The following is a 25,376-nucleotide window of genomic DNA, read 5'->3' as shown; positions in this document are numbered from 1 at the left end:
CTCTTAAACCTATATTAATATTATAAACAAATTATTTGAATGTTTTTTCACAATTATTTTATTTTTAACCATATTTTAATTTTATAGTTATGCCAAATCATTTATTTTAATTAAATAAAGATAGTTTTTTTCTGATAAAAACCATAGAAACAGCTTTCATAGAATATATTTATCAAAATTCCCAATAATAATTTTTATAACTATCGTTTTTTTAAATTATCAAAAAGAACTTATAGTTTATAATTTAAACGAATATGCGCTGTTATATTAAGCATATTCTTCAAATCCTAAAAAGAACGAAACACTGCCTGAGTCCCCTCTGCTTGGCTTATCGAGATTGAGAAACAAAATCGTGAATTTGAGTTGATGATGAAACACTGTTTGAAATGCTCAATGAAAGGATGCTGACGATAGATCCTTGTATTTTTTCCCAATCTTCTGAAATATCGAGAAAAAAGAAGCTCGAAAATCACTCGAACTTCTTTTGGTCTTAATTAAATTTCTGCTAAAACAAAATCTACTGCACCTTTTGGATCGCGGGTTAGTTTGATATACTCCGCACCTTTTGTGGCTACTACCTTCACTCCAAGTTTCTCGGCATCCTTTTGGATATCCGCTAAATAGGAGTTTACTTGAGGAGCCAAAACGATCAAATCAAAGTTTTTCATAATATCGTAATGAGAGCCATAAGCGCCGGCCTGTGCTTGAATGTTGGCGCCTGTCTCTTTTGCCCCTTCTTCAAGAGCATTTGCTAACATCGCACTCGTACCAGCCCCAGCACATAGAACTAAGACCCGTTTTCCATCACTCAGCTTTTCTAACACATCTTCCGACAATGCTTCGACAGCCACTGCTTCCGCTGCATTTCCTGCTTCAACTACCTCTGCTTTTACTTCTTCTAACTGCGCATTTTTACTTTCTTCCTCTAGCAATACCGCATCATAAGCTTTGATAAATGGCAGGTAGATAACTGAGTCAACAGCAATTAGGATCAACGCAAGAATAATCGCTAGTACACTGACACCAGTTCCCAAAACTAATCCGATCGGCGCCGGCGTTGCCCAAGGCAAGACATACATGAAGCTGTTCATACTAAGAACATCCACAAAAAATTTGAATATCCAGACATTGACGATTGGCGCGACTAAAAATGGAATAAAGAAATAGGGATTCAGAATCATTGGTGCCGCGAACAATAACGGTTCATTTACTGCGAAAATAACAGGAACAAAGGACGCTTTACCGACTGCCTTTAATTGCTTAGAACGAGCAAACAGCATGAATAAAAATGGCACCACTAGGGTTGCTCCAGTTCCCCCCATTGTTCCGACAAAGTTTCCCATACCGACAGTCAACACTTTCGAAGCCTGTTCGCCATTTTGGAAAAGCATTAGATTAGTCTCGACATTCGCATAAATAATTGCGGCGATTGCCGGCTCTACAATCGATGGTCCATGCACCCCAACAAACCAGAACAAGGCCATCGCACCCCAAATGATCGCAATTCCTAAATAGCCATCTGCGGCGGTGAACAGTGGTTGCAGGGCACTAATCGCAGTATGAGCAAAGGAACCATGAAAAACATTTCTAAACAACAAATCAATCAAGACAGCCCCAAACACAGCAAAGGAAAAAGGGATCACATCACGAAACATTTGGGAGATCGTTCCGGGAACTTCCTTTGGCATCCGGATCGTAATATCGCGCTGCACACAGAATTTATAGACATTGACAGTTAAAAATGCGGCGACAAACGAAGCCAATAAGCCTTTTGTTCCCATGAAATCACTAGCGAAACCGCCATCAATCTGTTCTACGCTTAGCATCATAAAGCCCGCGATTGATGCCAGCATGACCGACACTTCATTGATTGATTTGCCGTTTTCGAGTCTACGATTCATCGAACCTGCCAGACATCGTGCAGTAGTTGCCGCTACTAGCAAACCAACAATCCCCATCGAATACCCATAGACCTTCCACAGCCAAGTCGACACAGCTTCAGGCAAAGTGATACCAAAAACTTCTGGAATCGCCGCAATCATAATAAAAATACTAGAAAACAAAATAGCTGGCATCGCAGTTAGGAAGCCATCACGTATCGCCCCTAAATAGATATTTCTCGATATTTTTTCGAAAAAGGGTTTTCCCTTTTCAATTTGCTTGATAATTGCATTCATAGCCGTTACTCTCCTTTACCCTTGAAATTTATCTTTATACAGCTCAATAAAATCCTGTACCAAATCTCGTAACAATAAGGTGGTCATCAAGTGGTCCTGCCCATGGATAAAAATAAAACCAATATCCAAATTGCTGCCCGCCGCCTCATCTGCAAGAATCTGCGTTTGTGAATTATGGGCCAGCTTTAGATTTTCATCCGCATCCTTCAAGGCTTCTTCCACGTGTTCGAAATTTCCCTGGCGAACCTCGCTCAATAGTGTCATCAATGTGCTTCTAGCATCGCCAGAATAGGCAACGATCTCAAAACCCAGCATTTGTAATTCTTCTTTATTCATAATTTTTCCTCCTACAGCAATGTATCCCTTCTCATTCCATTAGCCTGGTTAGGTAGAAATCATTCAGGATGTCTATCAAAAAAACTAAATGATAGTCTTCGTTTCACTAACAAATTTATACCAATAAGCTGATTCTTTCGGGTAACGCTCCTGCGTGTCAAAATCCACATAGAATAATCCGTAGCGTTTGTTATAGCCATTCGTCCATGAGAACATATCCATCAAGGACCATAAGAAGTAGCCCTCAACATTGACTCCAGCCTCAATCGCATCACTCAACGCGCCTAAATATTGACGTAGATAATCGATTCGCGGCGTATCCATGATAATGCCGTCTTCAAAATCATCCTTGTAGCCCATGCCATTTTCCGTAATATAGATTTTTTTATAGTGGGGATAGTCCTGTTTGATCCGCAGCAGTAAATCATACAGACCTTGAGGATAGATCAGCCAATCCCAATCCGTGCGGGGAATATCCTCGCGATAGACACGTTCCGCGATCCCGTTCACACGATAGACGGAGGTTCCCTTATCACCAGTACCGTTATGATAAATCTCATTCGGCCCATGATACGCCTTGCAGAAATGACTGTGGTAATGATTGATGCCCAAAAAGTCATTCCGCTGCGAAGCTTTTTCCATTTCCAGATAGTCTTCTTCTAAGAACTCATACGTTGCTCCTTGCGCTTCACAAATCTCATCCAAAGCAGCTAACAATTCATCTGTATAGCGGCCAAGATACGTTGCTTCTAATAAAAAGCGAATCGATAACGCATCTTCTAAAAAGGCGGCATGCTTGTCCTCTTCGGAATCCGAATTTGGGTATTTCGTTTCCAATGAATGAACCACACCAATCTCACCTGGATAGCCGTTTTCTTTAAAAATATTGACCGTTCTCGCATGGGCCACCATCATGTTGTGCAGGCACATAATGATTTTGGTAAAATCAAATTTGATCCCCGGCGGAAAAACACCTAACAAATACTGATTCGTCGCGACTGGATAGATTTCATTGAAGGTGCTCCAATACTCGACTTCGGTAAATTCTTCAAAACAGAATTGCGCGTATTTCACGAACGCATCGATGTTGTCACGATTCAGAAAATCGTTTTGATCAAATAGGGCCTTCGGTGTGTCAAAGTGATGCAAGGTTACGAACGGAATCACATGGTGCTCTTTGCATTGTTTAAATATGTCATGGTAATAAGCAATTCCCTCTGGATTCGGCTCTCCCACTCCTTCAGGAAAAATACGGCTCCACGCAATCGATAATCGCAATCCATTCACACCGAATTTTTCACATAGAGCAATATCTACTGGGTATTGATGATAAAAATCACTGGCAGGATCAGGACTGAAGCGGCCTTGCTTTTCTAAAAATTCATCCCACGCGACAGCACCCTTGCCGCCTTCTTTTGTAGCTCCCTCACACTGATACGCAGCGGTTGCCCCGCCAAAAATAAAATGTTCTGGTAATTTTTTCATGCTCTTATCCTCCATCTAAAGTAATCGTTGAATATGAATCGTAAAGTAAACCTGTTCACTGGCATTTAACTTTAAGCCGTTTGTTTCGTTTAAGATTTGATACATTCCTTCTGCCACACTGTAGGCCTCTGGATAATCCTTTTTTAAATCCGCTTCCAATTTTTCAGCAAATTCATCGACCTCTGCTTCTTCTGTCCGCTCCAGCATATAACGCAGATGAATCATTAGGCGGTCGTAAAAATTTTGGGTCTTTTCCGTTCGAACAATATTCTTTTTGCGTAAATACTCCTCAATTTTTTCCAATACCCGCTTCTGTTCATCATAAAAATCTGGCGGCGAATCCACCGGCTCCGGCGTTTTCCCCTGTGCATTGATGAAATGAATACTAATGTTTTTTAGCTCATCCTCTGGAAATGCAATATCTAACCGCTCCTTGATAATTGCTAACGCGTCTTTTGCAATTTGATATTCTGTCGGATATTGCTGGCTGATATCGGGTAACAGACTATTTTGATACTCCCCCTTTACCAATCGTTTATAATTCCAATAGATATGATCCGTCAAAGTGACATAAATATACTCTTGAACCGAATACTGATACTTCTTGATAGCGTTCTCAATTACTTCATAAGCAGTTGTGATAAAATCCAGCGGCACATCCTTTAATAGGAAAGAAAAATTTTGCTTTGACTCCTCGCTTTTCAATACAAACAAATTTTGAATCGTGTCCTCTGACAACAGATCGCCCTTTTTCTTTTGAAAAACAAGTCCTTTTCCCATCGCTATTGCCTGCTCATTGTTTTTCTTAACAATGGCGATATTGTTGTTTAACACTTGTACTACCCTGTACACTATTTCTCACCCCTTTCAATGAAAAAAAACCGCAAACAACCGACTGCTCAGCAATCAGTTACCTGCGGTTTTTGCCTAATCAAATAGTAACAATCCACTAATATCTATATTTCACTAATAGAATAGCATCTTTCTACCCATTTGTAAACACTTTCAAACAAAAAATGTTTGATTTTTTTTATTCATTCGTTTGTACGCTGAAGAATCTCTACTGAAAACGTCAATAGAATTTCAATTCTTCTTCCGTTCTTCCAGCTCCTTCATAATAGCAGCGTGCTTCTCTTCAGTCAGTTCATAGAAAAACATTGGAATCGTTCCAACAGCGATCATAATAGCCAGTAACATTGTCAGCGAAAAATGGAGAACTGACAATGTTTGGGCACTTTGAATCGCGTTAGGAACATAACGGGATAGTGATAGAATTACTCCGTAGAGTCCCGCACCTAAGGCAATCGCGATTTTCGACGTTAAGGTCTGCGTTGAAGAAATCAGTCCTTCACTTCGTTGACCAAATTTCCATTCAGCATACTCAATCGTGTTCGCAATCATTGATGAGGTCATGATCAAAATGATTCCTTGCGGTAGCGAGGTCAAAGCGAAAACAAACATAAATAGATTCAAATTACTCGTTGGATCAATGAAGAATAATCCGCCATTCACCAAGACCCCTGCCAATGACGCAAGATAATAAAAATTCTTCTGACCGATTTTTTTACTCATGATCGGTGTCAAGGCAATCCCTAAAAGCATTCCTGGAACAGTAATTGTGTTAAAAGCCGCAACTAAATTAATATTTCCAATATTATATTGTGCATAATAAACCAATAGGCTTTGACGAATCAGGTTTGACATAAAACTGATTAATAAAGAAATCAAGACGAGCAATAACGGTTTATTTTGAATGATTACTCGCAACGATTTAACAAAGCCGATTTTTTCTGCTTTCGGTTCTATAATCGGTTCCACATGTTCCTTCACCATCAGGCCACCAGCGGTTGTTAATAAACCACCCACCACACCAACGACAATAGCGGTCATTAAATAGCCCTTTTGCATATCTCCTAGACCAAAAAATTGAACCATTGGAATAGCTACGATCCCAATCACCAGTCCTGCCACTTGGCCCATACCGCGAGATAGACTCAAAATAGCTGTCCGTTTGTCAACTGCCTGAGACATTACCGATGGCAAGGACCAATAAGGAACGTCACAGCTGGTGAATGCCATGCTCATCAAAATATACGTAACTCCCGCATAAATGACCTTCATTTTCGCATCTAACCCAGGTGATGAAAAATTTAAAGTCATCGCAATCAACACGACAATTGGCATAAAGATGATGTAGAAACGATAGCGTCCCCAGCGAGTTCTTGTTCGATCAGCGATTGCCCCCATCATCGGATCATTGATACCGTCCCAGATTCGTGAAATCACCATGATAATACTAGCCGCTGCTGCCGTTATGCCAAAAACATCCGTGTAAAAGACCAACATATAAGTTGCCCAAAATCCATAAATCAAGTTCAATCCAATTCCAGCAGTCGCATGCCCCAACATCTCAACAAGAGTGACCCGATTATCTTTACTCACTTCCAATGTGACACGGCTTTCTTCACTATTTTCCACAAATTTCCCTCCTTGTTTAACAATACACGACAATTACTTAATCAGTTGTAAATGCTGGATAGCGCCTTGATGTGCCGGATTCAGTTTCAAAACTTTTTCAAAGCATTCCTTGGCCGCTCGTTCTTCTTCTTTTCCTAGATGACCTAAGCCTTGAAGATAGATACAATAAATTTCATTATCTAACTGGATATCATTTTCGTAGACAGAATGGGCTGGTGCCGAGACTGCAAAGAAATCCCATTCAACCGTATCCTTCTGATGTGTTCGACCGTATTCTAGTAATAAATCGAATTTAGCCGCCGCCTGTTCCTGCTGTCCTAATTCCTGATAAGCCAAGCCTTGATAGAACAACACATCTGCTGGTTCATCGTTGTAATACAAGACACTTCCCGGTTCTTGAATACCTTTTGTGGCTTCAATGAAGTGTACGTTCGCTTTATCTTTTTCGCCACGCTTGTTATATAGACGTCCTAGATAAAGATTTGCCACATTATCGTGATTGCTAGGTAATTTACCTTCTCCTAAATTATGCGGATAGTTAAATGTCGCCTTCAATGTTTTCTCAGCCTTTTTAGGATCTGTATCAATCAATTGACGACCTAGTTCAGTCAAAGCATAGGTATACTGCATAGATACTTTGCCTTCTCCACCTTCCCACGGATGGAAGATGCGTCCTTCAATTTCCTGTAAGACTTCATGATGACGACCCGTTACATTCAGCAAGGTCAAATACTCAATGAACAAATCATCGCGATCCTTAGTAGTCTTCAGGTATCGCTCTAATGTTTCTAAACGATCCGATACCGAAACACCTGTCATCGCTTCTAATTGTGTTTTTTCCAGTAAAACCCGCGCATCTGTCGTGTCCAACGAAAATGCTTGATCAATCATCTGTTGTGCTTGTTTAGGATCATTTCGTTTATTGTAGTAAGCAAAGGATAAATTCCGGAAAACAGTTGGAAACTCTGACCATGTCTGTGCCGCTTCCTCCCACAACTTAATGGCTTCGTCATAGCGTTTCTTATCGTAAAGCAGGTTGCCAAGATAATATTTTGCATGACTGGCTTCTGGTACTAGCTCGATTGCTTTTTCTAAAAATACCTGCTCCTCTAGGCGACTTGGAAAACAATATGTTGAATCCGCGGCTTCACCCTCAGCAATCGCTACTTTCGCTTCTTCATTCTCGCCTTGCTCTAGGTATAACCCAGCTGCATAATAGCCGAGTAGTGGCGAAGAAGCTGGACATTCTGATAGAACTGCTAATGCCTGTTCAGTGAAACCATATTGACGATAATCAAGAGCGACTGTCAAATAATTCTGAAGCTCGCCACGCATCACCTTAACATAATCTTCTAGTGTCCCGTTAAGCTCTGCCGCTTTTCGATTGATCGCTAAATCTAACGGATCGATAGCCAACGCTTCGCTTACTTTTTCTGCTACCTCAAAACCTAGCTGTTCCAAAATTAAAATTTCCAGCATTCGTGCCTTCATATGATGGCTGTTTTTAATTAACGCTCGTTGAACAAATTCCGCAGCTCTTTCCCATTCTGCTTTTTGCGCACTTAAGCAAGCCAGTTTGAAAAATGCCGCTCCTTGCGTATCATCATTCCATGTGGCTTTGTAAAAAGTATCAAAGGCGTCTTCTTTTTCACCTAACATCTCCAAAACCAATCCTAATTGGAATAAAGGCTCACCATAATAAGGATTTGGTGTCTTCCAAGTTTGTTTGGCTATGGCCTTTTCTAAATAAGTCTTCGCTTCTGTGAATTGTCCGCGTCTAAATAATAATGTCCCGTAGCCCGTGTTTAAACGAATATCGGTGGCATCTCTTTTCAAGCCTTCCAAATAATAATCCGCCGGCTCTCTCGTAGCATGACGATATTGTTCAAGATGGGTAGCCGCAAGGAACAATTCTTCGGTAGTTTTTAACTCTTCTGGTACGGGAATTGCATCAGCAGGTTCTGGAATCTCCGGTTCTGGCCAGCTCACTTCTTGAAAGCTGACAAGTTCTTTGCCAGACTGGTTTTGGACAACGACTCTCAAATGCGCCTCTGAAGAGATTGCTTCTGGTAAATCAAATGCCTTTCGGTACGTATCAGCTGGTGATAAATCTTCTTTATCTTCAAAAATCAATTGATCGTCATTGTAAACTTTTACGCGACACTGTGGTTCTTCACCAGTAACATAGACACTCACGATACCTGTTTGTTCCTCTTTTTCAATATTTACTGCACCATCGATCGTCGCGTTCTTAATATGGCCTACCCCTTTATACGGCATAAAATGCTGCGTAAAAGTTTTTTCCTCATAAGGTCTCAACCACGTGAAATCCGGTTGATTATCTGTGAAGACGCCAGTCATTAACTCGATGTATGGTCCATCTTCATCTGTTAAATTACGATCCCATGCTTGACCAAAATCACCATTTCCCCAGGTCCATTGCTTTTTCCCAGGCGAAACATGATGATCGGCCACATGTAATAGGCCCGCATTTAACTGCTCATCAAAATTCCCAATAAAATCAAAATCTGATTTTTCTGCCATATAAGAGGTTGGAACAGGCACATTCTTATATTTTGAAATATCGACACCCTCCGAATAATCGACTTTATAATACTCACCAGTCGCAATTGGAAAAGTCGAAACAGCTCGTTTACCATGATCCATAACAGCGGTTACATCCGGTGGGAAAATTGATGACGTATAATCATTTACAGGTACTGCAGGATTAGCCCACCATAAAAATGTTTGGGGAAGATCTGTCCGATTGTACAGCTGACCTTTGATTTCAATGAACGCTTTATCCGGATATAAGGTAAAGGTGGCACTGCCTTTTGTGCCATACATTTGATCAATTTCCGAGACCCATAAGGATTTTGAACCGTCTTCATTTTCCATCAGCTTGAATTCAGTTGGAGAATAGGTCGTTGGACGATGATGCTGCGGCCAATTGAACTCGATGCCCCCAGAAATCCAAGGTCCTGTCAGTCCTACCAAAGCCGGCTTGATCACATGATTATAATAGACAAAATCGTAATCGTTCGTTTTATCGATCGCTCGTTGAATACGACCACCCAGCTCAGGTAAAAGCATGACTTTAAGGTATTTGTTTTCAATAAATACCGCATGATACTCCTGATCCTTCTTTTCATCATAAATTTTTTCAGTTACCGGCAAGGGATAAACCTTCCCTGTGCTCCCTTGATAAGCCCGCTTTTCATAAAAACGGGGATTGTGATCTGGTGCAGCCACTCCATAGGTTGGAATAGTGACCGTTTCTTCCCAGATACGAACGCTGTTTACTTGATTCATTCATTGCTGCCTCCTTTTAACTTATAATGAAAGTATAAATTGGAAGCGTTTTTAATAAAATAGAGCTTTTTACAAAAGATGGACAATATCGTATAATTTCTTCATAAGACAGAATTTAATAAACCGAGGAGAATTTTATGAAGCAGAGAAAAAGAGATGGGTTTAAGAACGAACGTTATGTTAAATTCCCAACGATGAACTTCCCAAGCTATCTTGCGCATCCGCTAGTTGAGCATACTTATGCTACTGAGCTAGGCTATTATCCTAAAGCGAAGCATCATTATCGAGAGCGATTAGACGGCGCTGACGAGGCCATTATGTTTTTTGTCAAGAAGGACAAGGAACGATTTGTATTTATGTAAACAACCAATGGGAAAAAATTACAGTTCGACCTTTTAGTATTTTTTGTATTCCACCGAAAGTTCCACATTATTATTATTCAAATGATGAAGATCCGTGGTCAATTATTTGGGTACATTTTTCCACACCTTTGATTGAAAAGCTCCCCATTCAAATATTTGCCCATGTTTCTATGAGTGATGGTCAAAAGCGTGAAATTTTAGAAACAAGCCTGATCGAACTTTTTTCTATGGATAAAAAAAATTACACCTTGGAAAATGCGATCTTTATTGCTAATCTATTACGGCACATTTTAGTTACTTCTTACTACTACCTTGATACCACCCCTTCAAATCAAAAAAAGGATTATCTATTAACCGCTTGTATTCAATATATGACCCAGCATTTACAGGCGTTTATAACTCTTGAAGACTTATCGCAGAAGTTCAACGTTTCTACAAGTTATCTAAATAAGATTTTCAAAAAGGAAACTGGAAAATCCCCTATTGGTTTTTTCACCAAATTAAAAATGGACGAAGCCTGCAAATTACTTAGAATCACTAAATTGAAAATTATTGAAATCGCAAAAGAGCTTGGTTATGACGACCCCTACTATTTCTCACGACTGTTTAAAAGATACAACCATATGTCGCCAAAGGCTTATCGAGAGCGGTACATGTCAACGCTTAAAAACTTTACTGAGGATTTTTAAACTATATGTTGTCAAATATCAAAGATCAACAAAATCTGATTCTTTCTAGAAGATCATTTGCATAATCAAAATTTCTCTCTGCGAGCTCTACGTCCAAGCTTTTTTTAAATTAATTTAACCGAATCTTGGTGAAAAATATAAGAAGCACTTCATTTTCGGTGAGTAATTCCTTCAAAAAAAATGCTAACGATACTATCAAACCAAAAGCATCCCCACTAATAAAGATGGATGATTTCTAGTTTTATCAAATCAACCCCTCCTCATTTGGTGGGCTTTTTTCTTATTTTTTGAAAAAGATATGGGTACTTTTTTCTAATGAGTATTATTTTATGATAGTAGGTTGCACGTTGCTATCATGTTTAGCTGCTAAAGATTTTTATATTTTAGTTGCAATCAAATTTTTGGTGTGTAAATCTCGTGGAAATAGGCGTATGTTGTTGGTGTAGATATCTCAACAAAGAATCATTCTAAATGAAAGACTAACTATATAGAGTCAAGTAAAAATTAGCCAAATCAAAAAATATTTTATAACAGATAATTCCGAAAAAAGGGTACAACAAATAAGCTTCTTACCATTAGTTTTTTTGAATGTTCAATAGCTAATCAGAAACAATTATATAAGGCTCGTTTTTAGTCAAAATAGCATGAATCACGTAACAAAGCTTACGAGAAACCGCACCTAAGGCAGTTAGATGATGTTTTCCTTCGGAAACTTTTTTCTGGTAAAACGCACTAAAAACAGGATCACATTGAGAAGCTACTAAAGCCGCCGAAAACAAGGCTTTTCGCAAATATGGAGACCCTCGTTTACTCATAACATTATGCGTTGCCTCATATTGCCCTGATTGTGTCACGGAAGCGTCTATCCCAGCGTAAGCAACGAGTTTTTTCGGGTTAGAAAATTTTTGAATATCTCCGATCTCACCAAGAATAGTCGCACCGTTTATAGGACCAATTCCAGGAATTGTGAGAATAACAGAATTTAAAGTGTCCATTATGTGCTTGATTTCTCTTTCCGTTTCCTTTATTTGGCTTTCAATGAATTTTAATTGTTCAATCATTGAACGTAGTTGGAAGGTGAACGCTTCTTGAGCAAATTTTACTCCAAAGGAGTTAGAAGCTGCTTGCTTCAATTGGTCCGCTTTTTCTGCCTTGATTCGGTTCCTGCTTAACTCAGCTAAGTATTGGGCCAAAGTTTCTGAGGAAATGTTTTCTAAGTCGATCGGGGCACTAAACGCCAGCAATAACTCTTTAGAAGCTTTTCCGAAAACGCCCTGCTTGGTAAAAATCGTCGCGTATTCTGGAAAGACTTGATCCAATACGGCTATAATTTTTCTTTTGAAGTCGCTCGCTGTACCTACTAAATAAGTTCGGTAACGAGAAAGTTGTTTCAAAGAAAAAACATTTTCATCGGATAAGACCGTTTCGACAAATGAGCCATAGCGCATTAAGTCAGCAATCAAAACAGAATCAATAATATCGTTTTTTCGTTTCCGTATTTCTGTACCTTTACGCCATCCGTCTGTTTGAAGGGGATTCACAACGTGAATCAAATAATCTGATTCGTGAAGGTATGAAAAGATGGACAGCCAATAGTGCCCCGTGGCTTCCATCCCTATAACAAAGTCACTGGGTGCTCCGGAATAGTCGACCATTCGCTCAATTAATGACTCTGCTCCTTCAGTGGTGTTAGGAAATGAAAAACCTTTTAGTAATACCTTTCCTTCCTCGTTCATGATAGAAGCAACGTGAGTGCGTTTACCGATATCAATGCCTAAAAAGTACATGTATATCTGACCTTTCAAAAAAAGAATTTTGGATTGAAATCCACTCAACTGAAAAGCGTCACTACCTTGTACGAGATACGGAGTAAAGTAAGGACTTTCAACATCTAACTCATACGCAATCCACTTATCAGAGAGAGGAGCCAGTCTCTCGAGTGCGGGTTCAATGACCCAAGGGGGGAACGGCTTAGCCTCTCAATCCAATAAATATATTATCTCAAAAGAAATGAGTTAATACCAAATTAAAATAACGATGGTTCATAGGGTTATCCAATCAAAACCGGAAGGTTAAAACCCTAACTCTAATATACAAGGGGGAAAACCATTTGCACGAGTATGGCATCACGAATAAAAAACTGTTTACGCTGTCACGGAAAACAGTCGAAAAACGGATTCGCAAGTATTATCATGAGACAAAAGATGGCACGGCCACCATCGAAATGTTGATTGCACTGCAAGTTAGAGCAGAACTCTGCGAATCAGAATTCAAGAGTGCTCTGAGAGGATTAGCGAACTACATTTTCTTAAAAACTCGATCGACTGCCGCGATGCGTCGCTATTATATTTATTTTACTGATTATTTCGGAAAAAAAGAATGGCAATTATTATCTGCAAAATTATTCCCAGCGCAAACCTATGTCGCTGAAGAAACTGAGCAATTATTGAATCAAATCATTGAAGAGCCATTAACAGGATTCGCGGAATCATGAAGGTGATTCCCAGTCCAAATGCAGAAAAATTAGAAAACGAAAGAAAGGAAATCAAAAAATGAAAACGATTACGTTAGATGCGGAATTTGCCGACGGCATTGGCAAATCCCATCATTTCAAATTTAAACATTTTGATCCAACAAAAACCGCGGATCAAGTCAAAACAGCATTAACCAAATTAACCAAGATCGGCCTGTTTGAAAAAGACGGCGTCGCTCTATTCAAAGAAGTCTTGCGGGCAAAAATGATCGTGAAAGAAGTCCGGACGATCTTTGATGCTAAAGAAGAAATTGAGCAATCTGCCAATGATCCGATGAGTGTCATGATGGAGGTAGTTGACGTGCAACCAGTATTGGCAGCGACTCCTGTGAAGGAAGAAGCACAGCCGAAGTCTGTCAAGAAATCTGGAGAAATCCGTTTTCCAGAGGATTTCACCATTACCGAAGAGCAGCCAAAACCGGGCTGGTTGATCAAAACAATCCAGCTGCCAGTGGGTGTGAAACCGCAGGATATCAGTGAAAATCAAGCCATGATGATGATCATGTCTTGTCTACCAGCCGGTGTCACCGTGGAGGATCTTGCAGTAGACGAGCAAGCAACCCCAGCGAAGCTGATCATTACGGCGAAATATGAGGAGGAAGCAGAAGAACCAATAGCCTCCGCAAACAAGGAATCTCCGCCGGAAAAACCTAAGAAGAAACGAAAGCGACTACTCAATCGTATGCGCAAACGAGAATAAGCAGCCGAGTTTCGCCTCATCAAAAAAATCCAACGTTGGGATGAGGCGGATTAGTTCGTGATTAAAAATTGAGTCCAAATTTTAAGCCCGCAAAAGCTGCGGGCTATTTGTCCTGTCTAAAGTCAAAGTAATGACGGTAGGTATAATTATAACTAGCCAACTCTTTGAAGATTCCAGAGATAATGTCTTCCCAAATGAACGATATCATTTTCTGACGACTAGCTTTTTAAACGTTTAAAGCACTTTTTTGTTTACCTTCCCTGTCTGATCAATTGTATTAATGGATTCAAGAAAGTTAAGGCATAAAACATTGAGAGAAAGATTCCATAAAGAAGTGTAAATAGAAAGCCCTCTCGCCGATTTTTACTAATGCTAAAATGATCCACCAGCTTTTTCACAAACGTTCTTGGATGCAGCAAGTCCCATGTATTGAAGCGAATGTAACGTCCTAAATAAATTCCAAAGCTCAACAATAGGAAGATCAGCCACGTTAGTATCCAAAATAATGGCGTGTTAATCTGATTAATATTGGGCGGGTCAATATAGATGATTACTAGGAATTGAAGCAATAGAATATTCAGTGCTGTATTTAGCACGCCCGAGATGGCTAAGCTTAAGACAGAAATAATGTCATACCAAATCGGCACTTCCACTTTGTCCACTTCTCGATGGGTCAAATTCAATTCTGTGATCAAATAGCCAGAATTCGGCAGAAATAAGAACCAGGCGATCAAACCGATAACCAGTACGGCTAAAGAAATACTGGTAACCAGATTACTCTGAAGAACGGCCCCTAACCAAGAAATAAACAGTTGAATGAGAATCGTACCCACCAAAATGACCACTGGAATAAGCGAAAGCTTGAAATTATGGACCATTGGTTTAAACAGTTTTGTGTGAAACAAGCGTGGGCGAATCACGATCGTCCCAATCGCAAATAAATTGAATAAAATGGTAACTACTAGTATTACGGACAAAATATCACTCCATATTTTTCTTTTTACTTCTGTAATAATCAATTCTAAAATATGTTGGCATTGAAATACAAACAACCTCGTAAATTCAAGTACAAATATCATATCATAGAGTATCGTCGTGGTACTAATTTTTCAATTCGTATAGTTGTTCAAAAAAATCTTCTCTTCCCCTGTAAAAACACATTCATTCAAATATGTTGATAGTGTAAAACGACTAGGCAAGCTATTGGGAAACGTTTCCTTCCAATAGCTTGCCTAGTCCAAGGGCTTATTTATTGTTTCATTTTAACCACAGCGAGTTCGGTCTTTTTTGATAAATCAGGATATACTAGACTACAAACCGTACACCGCATCAAACATCCCCGTGCTTTTCCCCTTACTTCAACACATCATTCAATGCTTCACTCATCGTTGGGTGGGTATAAATTTGATCTCTCAGCAGAGTATAAGGAAGATTGCCTTTCATCGCCAAAGTGATCAAGTTAATTACCTCATGTGATTCTTCTGCATAAATGGTCGCACCAAGGATTCGGTCGGTGTTGGGATCAACCAGCACCTTGAACATTCCTTTTGGATCTTCTAAGACATTGGCCTTTGGAACTGCTGCCGACATGAATTGAAACAGCTTGTATTCGATTCCTTTAGCTTGTGCAGTTTTTTCTGTTAAACCAACATTTGATAACGGCGGAGTAATAAAAACACTGTATGGGACCAATGTTCGATCCTTCAGTGAACGATTCTTGTCACCATCTAATTGATCCAAAATAATTCGGTAATCATCCAATGAAACATAGGTAAACTGAGGGCCGCCTTTCACATCGCCAATCGCCCAAACATTTGGAGCGTCTGTGCGTAAATAGTCATCAACGACTACTTCACTGCGATCGGTGACTTTTACATCTGTATTCTCCAAACCTAAACCAGCAATATTCGGTTTACGTCCAGTTGCGGCTAAAATATTCGCAGCTTTAACTGTTTGTACTCCGCCATTTTCAGTGAAGCTTACTTCTGCATAATCCGCCTGATCCTTCACCTCATTGACTGACACACCTAAATGAAAGTCAATTCCTTGTGCAGTCAGGTCGTTAAAGATCAACTCGGAGATATCATCGTCTTCACGAGGCAAGAATTTTTCTTTCGCATCTAATACAATCACTTTTGAACCATAATTCGCAAACATCGAAGCAAATTCCAATCCGATATAGCCTGCCCCGATGATTACGAGTGTGTCTGGCAATTTTTCCAAATCCATCGCTTGCGTGGAATCAATCATATAGGCGCTGTCAGCAAGCCCCTTAATCGGTAAAATAATCGGCGTGGCCCCCGTATTAATGAAGATTCGTTCGCCTTCAACTTGTTGCGTTTCGCCATTGTTCTCCACTTCCAATACATGATTCGATACAAAACGGGCTGTTCCATCCATTACCGTTCCTGTTGGTTCATCCGCGATCATATGATAATTCTTGTTTCGTAATTTTCCGGTCAGTGTTTCCTTGATGGCGACACCTTTGGTAAACGCTGTCCCCTTTTCTCCGTTCAAAATCATGGATTTTGATGGAATACAGCCAATATTGATGCAGGTTCCGCCATACATTCGAGTAGATTTTTCGATCACTAAGACGCTCTCGCCTCGACTAGCCAAGGTTTTGGCTAATGTTTTTCCGCCTTTTCCAAAACCGACGATGATATTTTTATATTGTTCCATCTTCATTCCTCCAAAAAACTTCTGCAGTTTACAATTGAAGCATACTACGTAACATTTTTTAAGTGAAATAACTTGCATAACAATACTATCAAATGAATGATCAGTGAGGATTTCAAACGACTGATTCTCGACAACTGTTGTTAATAAAAATCCGAACTGAAAGATTTTTACAGCTTATTTACGGTCAAATAAGTAATTTTCTCTTCTAAAAATTTATCGGTATTTTCTAACCTTTTTATTTCATTTTGAATCGTTTTTCGATAGTCAATTAAATAATTTACTCGTTCCTGCATGCTCGTATTTCGAATACCAACTAAGCTTTTGACAGGAATACCAATTTCACGAATTAGAATAATCACTTTGATCCAATCCAAATCATCTTCGGTATAACGACGATAACCATGATCATCTCGCGATATCGGACCGATGATGTCATTTTTTTCATAATAGCGTAAAGCGGCTTTTGAAATACCTGTCCGTTGTGCGGCTTGTTCTGCTGAATAATCGTGCAGTTTCATGAAAATCCCCCTTGCTATAAAGTTTGCTTTATAGTTTACAATCATTTAAACCTAAAAACAAGGAGACTTTCAAATGACAAATAAAAAAATTGCATTAATCATTGGTGGAAACTCAGGTGTGGGTAAAAAAACTGCTCAAGATCTAGCTCAAGAAAACTATCGAATTATGATCGTTGCTCGTAACCGAGAAAAAGGTGAGCAAGTCGTACAGCAATTGCAGCAAACTACAAGAAATTCGGACATTTCTTTTATTCAAGCTGACTTAAGCACCAAAGAAGCCGTTACAAAATTAAGCAGGGTGCTTAGTGAAAACGTAGATCACGTAGACGTACTTGTCAGTTCAATCGGGATTATGCAGCCAACACAGCAATTAACAAAAGATGGATATGATCAAAATTTTGTCTTAAACTATTTAACGCATTTTTGGCTGATAAATGCGCTGCTGCCGCTTGTAAAAAAAGCCGATCAGGGTCGAATTCTCATGGTAGGTGCTCTACCAGTCATCGTTCGCCGGTTGAAAATAAATCCACCTCAGCCTGTTCCCGGTGCAGAAAATTACAGTGGGATGCAAGTTACTGGAGATGCTTTAGGCGGAAGAATTCTACTGACACAGAAATTAGCCCACTTATTAAAAGATACCAGTGTTACAGTAAATATTTTTCATCCAGGAAATATTCCTGATTCTAGCTATGGTACAGAAAGTAGCGGTCTTTTACTAAAAATAATCGGTCCTTTATTTGCCCGTCTATCAAAAAAAAAATCCACCGATTGGTGCTATGCTGGCAACAGATGTATCATTAACTAATACAAGCGGTCAGTTCTTTAATGAATCTGGAAAGGTTGTGCCCCTTCCTGCCCAATTTTCAGCACAAATGGCTGATCAATGGTGGACTATTAGCGATCAATTGTAGTTTGATCGTAAGAGTAACTCCGCATCTTGAAAAAAGAAAGGATAACACGAATGGCTCAATTTCAATTATTTGATATTCCCAAAAACCAAACAGAATTCTCTACAAAGGAAGTCATGGCGATTACAGGCTTTACCAAAGAAGCCTTACGCTATTATGAAAAACTGAATATTCTAGGTTCCATTAAACGCGATAACAATAATTACCGACGATACTCTGCCAATAATCTCCAACGGATGCAAATAATTAGGATCTTTCAGTACACTGGAATGGAATTAACGCTGCTGAAGGATTTTTCGGATCATGATCCAATCGATAAACATCTAAAAGTTTATCAAGACTATCAAATTTCTCTACAAGAGCATATACAACAGCTACTTGAAATTTCTGAATTCATTGATAAAAAAATTGAGTATCTCAATGAACGAAAATCTTCGAATAAAAATTAAACAAACTTGTTGCTATGTGGTTAAGCCCATAGTTTATGATGTGAGTAAATTTGAAAGAAGGTTTTTTAATGAAAACAATCGCTATTCATCAATTTGGTTCAGCCCAAGAACTACAAGAAACAGAACTAACTCAATTACCATTACAGAAAAACGAGATTTTGATCACCAACCATGCCTTTAGTATTAATCCTATGGATATCGCCGGTCGTTTAGGGATGCTGGATAAACCCTTTAACGAACTATGGTCCTTCCCGATAGTTCTCGGCTGGGATTTTGCTGGGGTGGTAGCACAAGTGGGCAGCGACGTGACTGGTTATCAAGTAGGCGATCCTGTTTTTGGTAATGCTCCCACTGTGCGACCAGGTAATAACGGGACCTACAGCGAATCAATTATTACCACACCAGAATTGATTGCTCCAATTCCTGCTGGATTATCCTTTGATAAAGCGGCCGCTTTACCAATTGCTGGGTTGACCGCTTATTGTGCCATCGTAAAGAATCTGAACCTACAGGAAAACCAAAAAATATTGATCCAAGGAGGCGCTGGCGGCGTTGGTCTGATCGCTGTACAAATTGCCAAAGCTTTAGGAGCCCATGTAGCTGCCACTGCAAGTCCATCTAATCATGCTTTGCTGAAGGAAATGGGCGTCGATGAACTGATCGACTACAATCAAGTTTCTCCAGGAGATGTTTTGCAGGATTATGATGCCGTTTTTGATACAGCGGGAGATATTGACTCTGGTTTAAAAGTTTTGAAAGCTGATGGAAAACTAGTAACAGTTGCCGCTCAGCCTACTCCTGAACAACAACAGGATCAACAAAAACAAGTTAGTTTTCAATTTACAAATGGCACATCAGAGGACTTAACAGCCCTTGCCAACCTCACACTTGAAGGAAAAATCAACTTGCAGCTAACAATCATGCCGCTCTCAGTTGAGAATGTTCAAAAGGCCCATGAAATGATCGAAGGACGCCATACTAGAGGTAAAATCATCATTCATGTGAAGGATTAGGAAAACGTATTAGCTTGAAGAGCATCTCTATCCAGTATTCTATTTAGTGATACTTCGTTTTCAAAAAATATTCCATCAGAAAATAAGAACGCACAAACGTGTACATAACCCAAAAATGTACACGTTTTTTGTGCTATCTATGATGTATACAAAAGGACAATAAAGAAAAAAAGACCCTTCTTTTTATCAAGAAAGGGCCTCTATTTACTTCAATTTTTCATTACCACATTTTCTTTAGCAAATAACCCGCTGTTCCAAACAAGCTAATACCAAAAATTACCCACAATAAACTACTTTTCGAATCATTGGTTTTTGGGTATTGCTTCTGAGCGTTGCTACTTGGGGTGGTCTTTGTTAAAACGTTACTAGTTGTGCTACTTGAATCACTTGATTGCGATTTTTTCGTCGTACTAGTCGTTCCTGACGTAGAATCTTCGGAACTTTTGACTGATGTACTTGGTTTTGTTGTACTTGATGTTGTTGTACTTGGTTCTGTTGTACTTGGCTCTGTTGTACTTGGCTCTGTTGTACTTGACTCTGTTGTACTTGGGTCTGTTGTACTTGGTTCTGTTGTACTTGGTTCTGTTGTACTTGGTTCTGTTGTACTTGGTTCTGTTGTACTTGGTTCTGTTGTACTTGGTTCTGTTGTACTTGGTTCTGTTGTACTTGGTTCTGTTGTACTTGGTTCTGTTGTACTTGGTTCTGTTGTACTTGGTTCTGTTGTACTTGGTTCTGTTGTACTTGGTTCTGTTGTACTTGGTTCTGTTGTACTTGGTTCTGTTGTACTTGGTTCTGTTGTACTTGGTTCTGTTGTACTTGGTTCTGTTGTACTTGGCGTCGTTTCTTTATACGTATTGGTCAGTGTAAACTGATTGTTTTCTTGATTTAGAGAGGTTTCAAACCCTTCTGGAATATTCACTTCTTGAATGGTATAAGCAATCGTCTCGCCTGCGTTATTGTACAAAGGAAGATCGCTCGTTTTTCCGTCAATTGAAATGTTGGAAATCTTAGTTTTAAACCCGTTCTCTTTTGTTAAAGAAAGCGTTGGTGACACGTTCCAGGCCTGTTGGTTTACCAACGGAGAGCGCTTGATTTGATAATCTATTTGGTTAGGAATCAAATCTTCAGTCGCATTTTCCCATTTTTTTTCAACACCTAATTGTACTTTTGGTGCTTTAATTGATGGAATCGGAAAATCTAGCAAGTTGCCGTCACCAGTCGGATCCAACGTTGTCCGTTGGTTGCACAAGTACCAGTATTCCCCTCGAAAATCACTGGACTCCGTGTCGATTCTGATTGAATACGTAAGCGTGATCCGTTCATTCGATCCCAATGAGATATTCGACAAGGTAATGACTTGATTGTTTTCATTTATTGCAACATTTGTTATTAAATCATCAGCTGGAACCCACTCATTCTCTGCATTTTTGCGCCAGCCCTTAAGAGTATATGCATCTGAATTGAAATTGCCACTGCCCTGTAACAGAATTCCCTGCCCCATCGGATCACTGACCGTCCCATTAGGAATTGTATTGTCCACAGCGTTCGCAATACCTTTTAAAGCCTCTCCTAATTCAGTTAGGTTTTCATCGATTGAGTGATAGTTTTTTTCACTGCTTGCGAGATTTCTAGCGATATACTCTCCTCGACTAGTTGGTGCCGTTCCAATGGAATACAATTGAACGCCCGTTTCTTTGATTGCGACAGCTGTTCCTAGCGTTGCATCAGTAACAACACTCTTTTCTACGAGCGTGCCATTGGTGTCAGAGATATTGTCGCTCGTGTTGAATTTTTCTGAAGCTGTTTGAAAATCCTTATAATAAGCAGCGGTGTGAAAGCCATTGTAATCAATAATTTCTCCAGTATTGTTATAGATTTCGGCATTCTCAGAAGGTAGATAACTACGATTGGCACTGCTATCACCAATATGAACCATCATTTTTCCAGCTTCAGGTCGGCCTTGATTTTTAAGCAGATTATCCCCTGCAATCAGACCTTTTTGCATAAACGTACCTGTATGGCTTTCGGCGGTATTTCTCAAAAAATTCTCCAAATCAGCCAAATTATTAGTAAACCCATTCGTTTCATACACATACCGATTGTAAGCAACGATTCCAATTTTCACGTTTCCATTGGATAAGGAGCTGCCTAATTCATTTCCGAATTCCTGTAATCCTTTCAGCACATTTGCTAACTTTTCTCCATTCATAGAAGAAGAATAGTCAATTACAAGTACGATATCTAGAGGATAAGTGATTTGATTTCCTTTGATGTCTAACGTCACATCGAATAGGCCTTGTTTGCTTGGATTTTCTGCAACTGTCTTTTTAAGATAAGCTTGATCTTGATAATTAATAAACCCTTCGCTATCGACAGGGATTTCGGCCGTATTTTGGTATCCATAATTATATGTGTCTCCATTGGCCACACCATCCACTATCTTATTTCCTGAACTATTGGTTTCATAGCTAAAACGAGAGCTATCAGCAGATACACTGTGCGTTCCAATTGTAAGAAAAAATATACTCACAATAAAACCAATACAAAAAAATAATTTATTTTTCATATTAAAACTCCTCATATTGATTTATTTCAATCAAATTATAGCATCGAGTCAGTTAAAATGATTGTATATCGCTCGGCCTGGTCTAAATTTGCATTCAGGGTTCCATTCTTTATGTCATAGTCGATCATAATAAAATAGCCCAACCATTCGTTAAAATGATTGGGCTTCAATTGTCTATTAAATTTTAAAAATAAAATCATATTTTAGCTAAAGCGAGCTTGCATGAAAGCCTGCTTCACCAACAAATTCTATCAACTTCGATACTAAAACATCAGTCTATAAACTTTTTATGATAGATCATTCCTATTAAGTTTTTATCCAACGAATAAATGTTTTCGGTCTTTTCTTGGAATACTCTAAAAGAAAAGACTTTTTCTCCTTCATTCAAATAGATTTCAACAAAAGAGTTATCTACAAAAACATCTATAGTTGTTAAGTCTTTGATCGTGGCTTTACGTTCATATCCAAACATTTCATCAATTTTCAAAGCCAAGCCTGCTCTTGAGATACTTGCCTCTTCTTTGTTAGCGTCATAGGAAAATGACCAATAATCCTGATCTGATCCTATTCTAAAATTGAAGCCTGCTGTCAAATGTAAATGATAGGTTGAAGTTTCAGGCTTCACTACTTTAGTATCCACTCTTTCTCCACTTGAAAATGCTTCAATAATTTCCTCTGCCGGAAAACGACAAAGCTTTCCCCGATTAAGCTTTAACTTTTGAGTAAAGGTCAGACCGTGCTTCCACTCTTCTGATATAGGATATTCTGGTTCACCACAGCCAAACCAGGCCATCACCAATGCTTCTCTTCCTTTATAAAAAGCCTGCGGGGCATAAAAATCGAAGCCTGCGTCTAATTCATCCCAATCATCGGTTTTAAATGTCAGATTCTCTACATCCAATTCGCCAACCAAATAAACCGTCGCGAACCGATTCCTAAAACGTGTCCCGTCTGAGGCCATCCCCATCGGAGATAAGAACAAGACATCTTTGCCGTCAACTTCGATCACGCTAGGACACTCGAGCATATAGCCTGTATCGATCGGTAGATCAATTAATCCTTGGTAGCCCCAATCCAGTAAGTTCTCACTATGATAGAGTACTAGCACTCCTTCTTCACCAAAACCCGCATGTTCCCTATCGGTAAATTTACTGCCACCAAGAAGCATGTAGAAGATACCATTTTTAGAAAAGACGTAAGGGTCTCTCAGTTCGCCAGATAATCCTGGAATCTCCGAATCAATGATTGGCTGCTTAACTTTTGTGATCTGCTCATTCTTGTCCATGATCGCTACTGCCTGTTTAGGTATTTTCCCCTCAGGTGTTTTGAAATTTGCCGTATAAAATAGGTAGAGCTTGTCTTGATATTCAATGGCATTTCCAGAGTAACAACCGTTTTTTTCATAGGATTGATCAGGAATCAATGCTGGCTCCTGCTCTGACCAGTTAACCAGATCTGTTGATGTCGTTTTTCCCCAATGCTTCAAACCATGTATAGGACCAAAAGGGTACCACTGGAAAAAAACATAATATTTTTGATTAAAATAGGCCAATCCATTCGGGTCATTCATTAACCCTGCTTTAGGATAAATGTGCAATTGTGGCAAATAATCACTTTTCGCGACTGCTTCAGTTAGCTCTGCCAGCTGCGCTTGTTTTTCTTCAGTATAAATATTTGTTTTATGAGCGTCGATTGTTACTGTATCCACTATGCCTCCACTTCCTTTATCCCTTTGTTGGTATGAACTTCTGCGCCGGCAACACCTTTTAACTTGTTGTAAACCAACAAGAAGACGATCGGCAAAGTAAAGGACAATAAACAGCCGATAATATAATGAATCACCACAGGTGGATTCACGATAGTTATCCCCGGAATACCAGTCAAGCCAAATCCTAATGCTTTCACATCAAAGATTTTCATGTAGACGCCACCAAGACCTGCGCCTAATACCCCCGTAATAAAAGGAATCAACGAATCCTTCAAGTTTACAGCGAAGATCGCCGGTTCACTAACTCCGACAAGTGTAGGAATAAAACTTGAAAAAGAAATTTCACGGCGTTTAGATCCTTTTTTTGCTAAAAAGAACATCCCCATTGCCGCCCCTCCTTGTGCGATAATCGAAACTGCCCATAAAGGTTGAATGTAATTAAAGCCTGTTTGCGCTAACAATTGCGCTTCGATCGATCCGATCATATGGTGCGTTCCTGTAATAACTAATGGCTGTAGCAATGCCGCAAAAATCCCTGCACCAACTACCCCAGCTTTTACATATAAAAAATCTGCAGCAGTTCCAATGCCTGATGCAACAAGGTCACCTAAAGGTCCAAATACCAAGAACAATGACAAAGCAGAAACTAAGATCGTTACCGCTGGAACAACGATAAAGGTTAGCATTTTAGGGGTATACTTGGTGACAAATTTCTCGAATTTTGCCATAAAGAAAGAAGTCAAGATTGCTGGAAAGATTCCTCCCTGAAAAGCAACTTGAGGGATGCTTAATCCAAACAGACTCCAATATTGCGTATCCTGCAAAGTTCCTTGCATATATTCAAAACGATTCCCTAAATCAGGGTGAACAAGGATCAATCCTAAAATAATCCCGAATACTGGATTTCCCCCGAAGCGTTTAGTTGCTGAGTAAGCAACAAACACAGGCAGAAAATTCAGTCCCGTCGCAATGATGTTCAAGAAACTGGCCGTATCAGCAGCCCATTTGTAATTATCTGCCAAACTGCCTTCCAATCCGAATAATCCAGTAGTAATAAATAATGACCGTAAACCAAGCAACATGGCACAACCAACAATTGCAGGAATCAGTGCGACGAAAATATCCGAGAATGCTTTGAAGAACTCTGTCAGCTTGTCCTTCCAGTTCTTTTCCTTGCTCGAAACCATGATTGCTTGGTTGTTATCAATCTCTGTTTCAGCAGTAAAGGCCTCATAGACCCGCTCGACAACGCCCGTACCAAACACAATCTGCAGTTGCCCCTTATTGAAGAACACTCCTTTTGCGCCTTCAACATTCTCTAATCTTTCTAAATCGTATATATCCTCCTTTAAGGTCAAACGTAAACGAGTCACACAATGTGTCGCTTGAGCAATATTCCCTTTTCCTCCAACAGCAGCAACAATTTCTTTCACTACATTTTGATAATTCATCTTTACTCC

At 39.5% G+C, this 25,376-nt stretch carries 20 protein-coding genes and 1 pseudogene; 8 read left to right on the top strand and 13 right to left on the bottom strand.

Going from position 1 to position 25,376, the window contains the following annotated elements:
* Positions 1 to 494: 494 nt before the first annotated feature.
* From AUF14_RS18410 to AUF14_RS18385, 6 genes are all read right to left on the bottom strand, one after another.
* Positions 495 to 2,177 (bottom strand): PTS lactose transporter subunit IIBC, encoded by a 1,683-nt coding sequence (locus tag AUF14_RS18410; RefSeq protein ID WP_102866429.1) that lies wholly within the window; start codon positions 2,175 to 2,177, stop codon positions 495 to 497.
* 15 nt (positions 2,178 to 2,192) lie between these two features.
* Positions 2,193 to 2,513 carry a PTS lactose/cellobiose transporter subunit IIA gene (locus AUF14_RS18405; RefSeq protein WP_102866428.1) on the bottom strand — a complete coding sequence of 107 codons (321 nt, stop codon included), beginning with the start codon at positions 2,511 to 2,513 and terminating at the stop codon, positions 2,193 to 2,195.
* Between the two features lie 84 nt (positions 2,514 to 2,597).
* Positions 2,598 to 3,998 carry a 6-phospho-beta-galactosidase gene (gene lacG / locus AUF14_RS18400; protein WP_102866427.1) on the bottom strand — a complete coding sequence of 467 codons (1,401 nt, stop codon included), beginning with the start codon at positions 3,996 to 3,998 and terminating at the stop codon, positions 2,598 to 2,600.
* 15 nt (positions 3,999 to 4,013) lie between these two features.
* Positions 4,014 to 4,850, bottom strand: coding sequence for a PRD domain-containing protein (locus AUF14_RS18395; RefSeq protein ID WP_102866426.1), 837 nt, complete (start codon positions 4,848 to 4,850; stop codon positions 4,014 to 4,016).
* A gap of 231 nt (positions 4,851 to 5,081) precedes the next feature.
* Positions 5,082 to 6,476 (bottom strand): MFS transporter, encoded by a 1,395-nt coding sequence (locus AUF14_RS18390; protein ID WP_102866425.1) that lies wholly within the window; start codon positions 6,474 to 6,476, stop codon positions 5,082 to 5,084.
* A gap of 33 nt (positions 6,477 to 6,509) precedes the next feature.
* The gene (locus AUF14_RS18385) at positions 6,510 to 9,788 is read right to left on the bottom strand and encodes a DUF5107 domain-containing protein (protein WP_102866424.1); all 3,279 of its coding nucleotides are present in this window, start codon (positions 9,786 to 9,788) and stop codon (positions 6,510 to 6,512) included.
* Between the two features lie 137 nt (positions 9,789 to 9,925).
* Here AUF14_RS18385 and AUF14_RS22930 point away from each other — a divergent pair, with 137 nt between their 5' ends.
* From AUF14_RS22930 to AUF14_RS22920, 3 genes and pseudogenes are all read left to right on the top strand, one after another.
* Positions 9,926 to 10,150 (top strand): hypothetical protein, encoded by a 225-nt coding sequence (locus AUF14_RS22930; protein ID WP_227656386.1) that lies wholly within the window; start codon positions 9,926 to 9,928, stop codon positions 10,148 to 10,150.
* A pseudogene (locus tag AUF14_RS23190) lies at positions 10,135 to 10,254 on the top strand (AraC family transcriptional regulator); the annotation flags it as partial. The gene AUF14_RS22930 and the pseudogene AUF14_RS23190, both read left to right, overlap by 16 nt.
* Positions 10,255 to 10,320: 66 nt before the next feature.
* Positions 10,321 to 10,839 (top strand): helix-turn-helix domain-containing protein, encoded by a 519-nt coding sequence (locus AUF14_RS22920; RefSeq protein ID WP_227656385.1) that lies wholly within the window; start codon positions 10,321 to 10,323, stop codon positions 10,837 to 10,839.
* Between the two features lie 599 nt (positions 10,840 to 11,438).
* On the opposite strand, the gene AUF14_RS18375 is transcribed toward AUF14_RS22920, so the two are convergent.
* Positions 11,439 to 12,626, bottom strand: coding sequence for an IS110 family RNA-guided transposase (locus tag AUF14_RS18375; RefSeq protein ID WP_002297293.1), 1,188 nt, complete (start codon positions 12,624 to 12,626; stop codon positions 11,439 to 11,441).
* Between the two features lie 323 nt (positions 12,627 to 12,949).
* Between AUF14_RS18375 and AUF14_RS18370 the strand changes: the two genes are divergently transcribed.
* Entirely contained in the window at positions 12,950 to 13,333 is a 384-nt protein-coding gene (locus tag AUF14_RS18370) for a hypothetical protein (protein ID WP_102866423.1), read from the top strand.
* A gap of 58 nt (positions 13,334 to 13,391) precedes the next feature.
* Positions 13,392 to 14,072 carry a DUF2922 family protein gene (locus tag AUF14_RS18365; protein WP_102866422.1) on the top strand — a complete coding sequence of 227 codons (681 nt, stop codon included), beginning with the start codon at positions 13,392 to 13,394 and terminating at the stop codon, positions 14,070 to 14,072.
* A 251-nt stretch (positions 14,073 to 14,323) separates the two neighbouring features.
* On the opposite strand, the gene AUF14_RS18360 is transcribed toward AUF14_RS18365, so the two are convergent.
* The 3 genes from AUF14_RS18360 to AUF14_RS18350 form a co-directional block, all read right to left on the bottom strand.
* Positions 14,324 to 15,049: a DUF1361 domain-containing protein gene (locus AUF14_RS18360; RefSeq protein WP_102866421.1), complete on the bottom strand. Its 726-nt coding sequence runs from the start codon at positions 15,047 to 15,049 to the stop codon at positions 14,324 to 14,326.
* Between the two features lie 376 nt (positions 15,050 to 15,425).
* A complete protein-coding gene (locus tag AUF14_RS18355) occupies positions 15,426 to 16,754 on the bottom strand; it encodes an FAD-containing oxidoreductase (protein ID WP_102866420.1) in 1,329 nt (442 codons plus the stop codon).
* Positions 16,755 to 16,921: 167 nt separating this feature from the next.
* Positions 16,922 to 17,272: a MerR family transcriptional regulator gene (locus AUF14_RS18350; protein ID WP_193756256.1), complete on the bottom strand. Its 351-nt coding sequence runs from the start codon at positions 17,270 to 17,272 to the stop codon at positions 16,922 to 16,924.
* A 73-nt stretch (positions 17,273 to 17,345) separates the two neighbouring features.
* Here AUF14_RS18350 and AUF14_RS18345 point away from each other — a divergent pair, with 73 nt between their 5' ends.
* The 3 genes from AUF14_RS18345 (at position 17,346) to AUF14_RS18335 (ending at position 19,642) form a co-directional block, all read left to right on the top strand.
* Positions 17,346 to 18,077, top strand: coding sequence for an SDR family NAD(P)-dependent oxidoreductase (locus AUF14_RS18345; protein WP_102866418.1), 732 nt, complete (start codon positions 17,346 to 17,348; stop codon positions 18,075 to 18,077).
* 156 nt (positions 18,078 to 18,233) lie between these two features.
* Positions 18,234 to 18,629, top strand: coding sequence for a MerR family transcriptional regulator (locus tag AUF14_RS18340; RefSeq protein WP_102866417.1), 396 nt, complete (start codon positions 18,234 to 18,236; stop codon positions 18,627 to 18,629).
* A gap of 68 nt (positions 18,630 to 18,697) precedes the next feature.
* Complete coding sequence (locus AUF14_RS18335; protein ID WP_102866416.1) at positions 18,698 to 19,642, top strand: NADP-dependent oxidoreductase; 945 nt, start codon at positions 18,698 to 18,700, stop codon at positions 19,640 to 19,642.
* A 220-nt stretch (positions 19,643 to 19,862) separates the two neighbouring features.
* Here AUF14_RS18335 and AUF14_RS18330 read toward each other — a convergent pair whose 3' ends face one another.
* From AUF14_RS18330 to AUF14_RS18320, 3 genes are all read right to left on the bottom strand, one after another.
* Positions 19,863 to 22,208 carry a VWA domain-containing protein gene (locus AUF14_RS18330; protein ID WP_102866415.1) on the bottom strand — a complete coding sequence of 782 codons (2,346 nt, stop codon included), beginning with the start codon at positions 22,206 to 22,208 and terminating at the stop codon, positions 19,863 to 19,865.
* 271 nt (positions 22,209 to 22,479) lie between these two features.
* Positions 22,480 to 23,916, bottom strand: coding sequence for a glycoside hydrolase family 32 protein (locus AUF14_RS18325; protein WP_102866414.1), 1,437 nt, complete (start codon positions 23,914 to 23,916; stop codon positions 22,480 to 22,482).
* On the bottom strand, positions 23,916 to 25,367 hold the full coding sequence (locus tag AUF14_RS18320) for a PTS transporter subunit EIIC (protein WP_102866413.1): 1,452 nt from the start codon (positions 25,365 to 25,367) through the stop codon (positions 23,916 to 23,918). Before AUF14_RS18320 ends, AUF14_RS18325 begins: the two co-directional genes overlap by 1 nt.
* Positions 25,368 to 25,376: the final 9 nt, after the last annotated feature.

The sequence above is a fragment of the Enterococcus avium genome (assembly GCF_002891025.1).
GTDB lineage: Bacteria > Bacillota > Bacilli > Lactobacillales > Enterococcaceae > Enterococcus_A > Enterococcus_A avium.
This window is presented reverse-complemented; position numbering and strand designations above follow the sequence as displayed.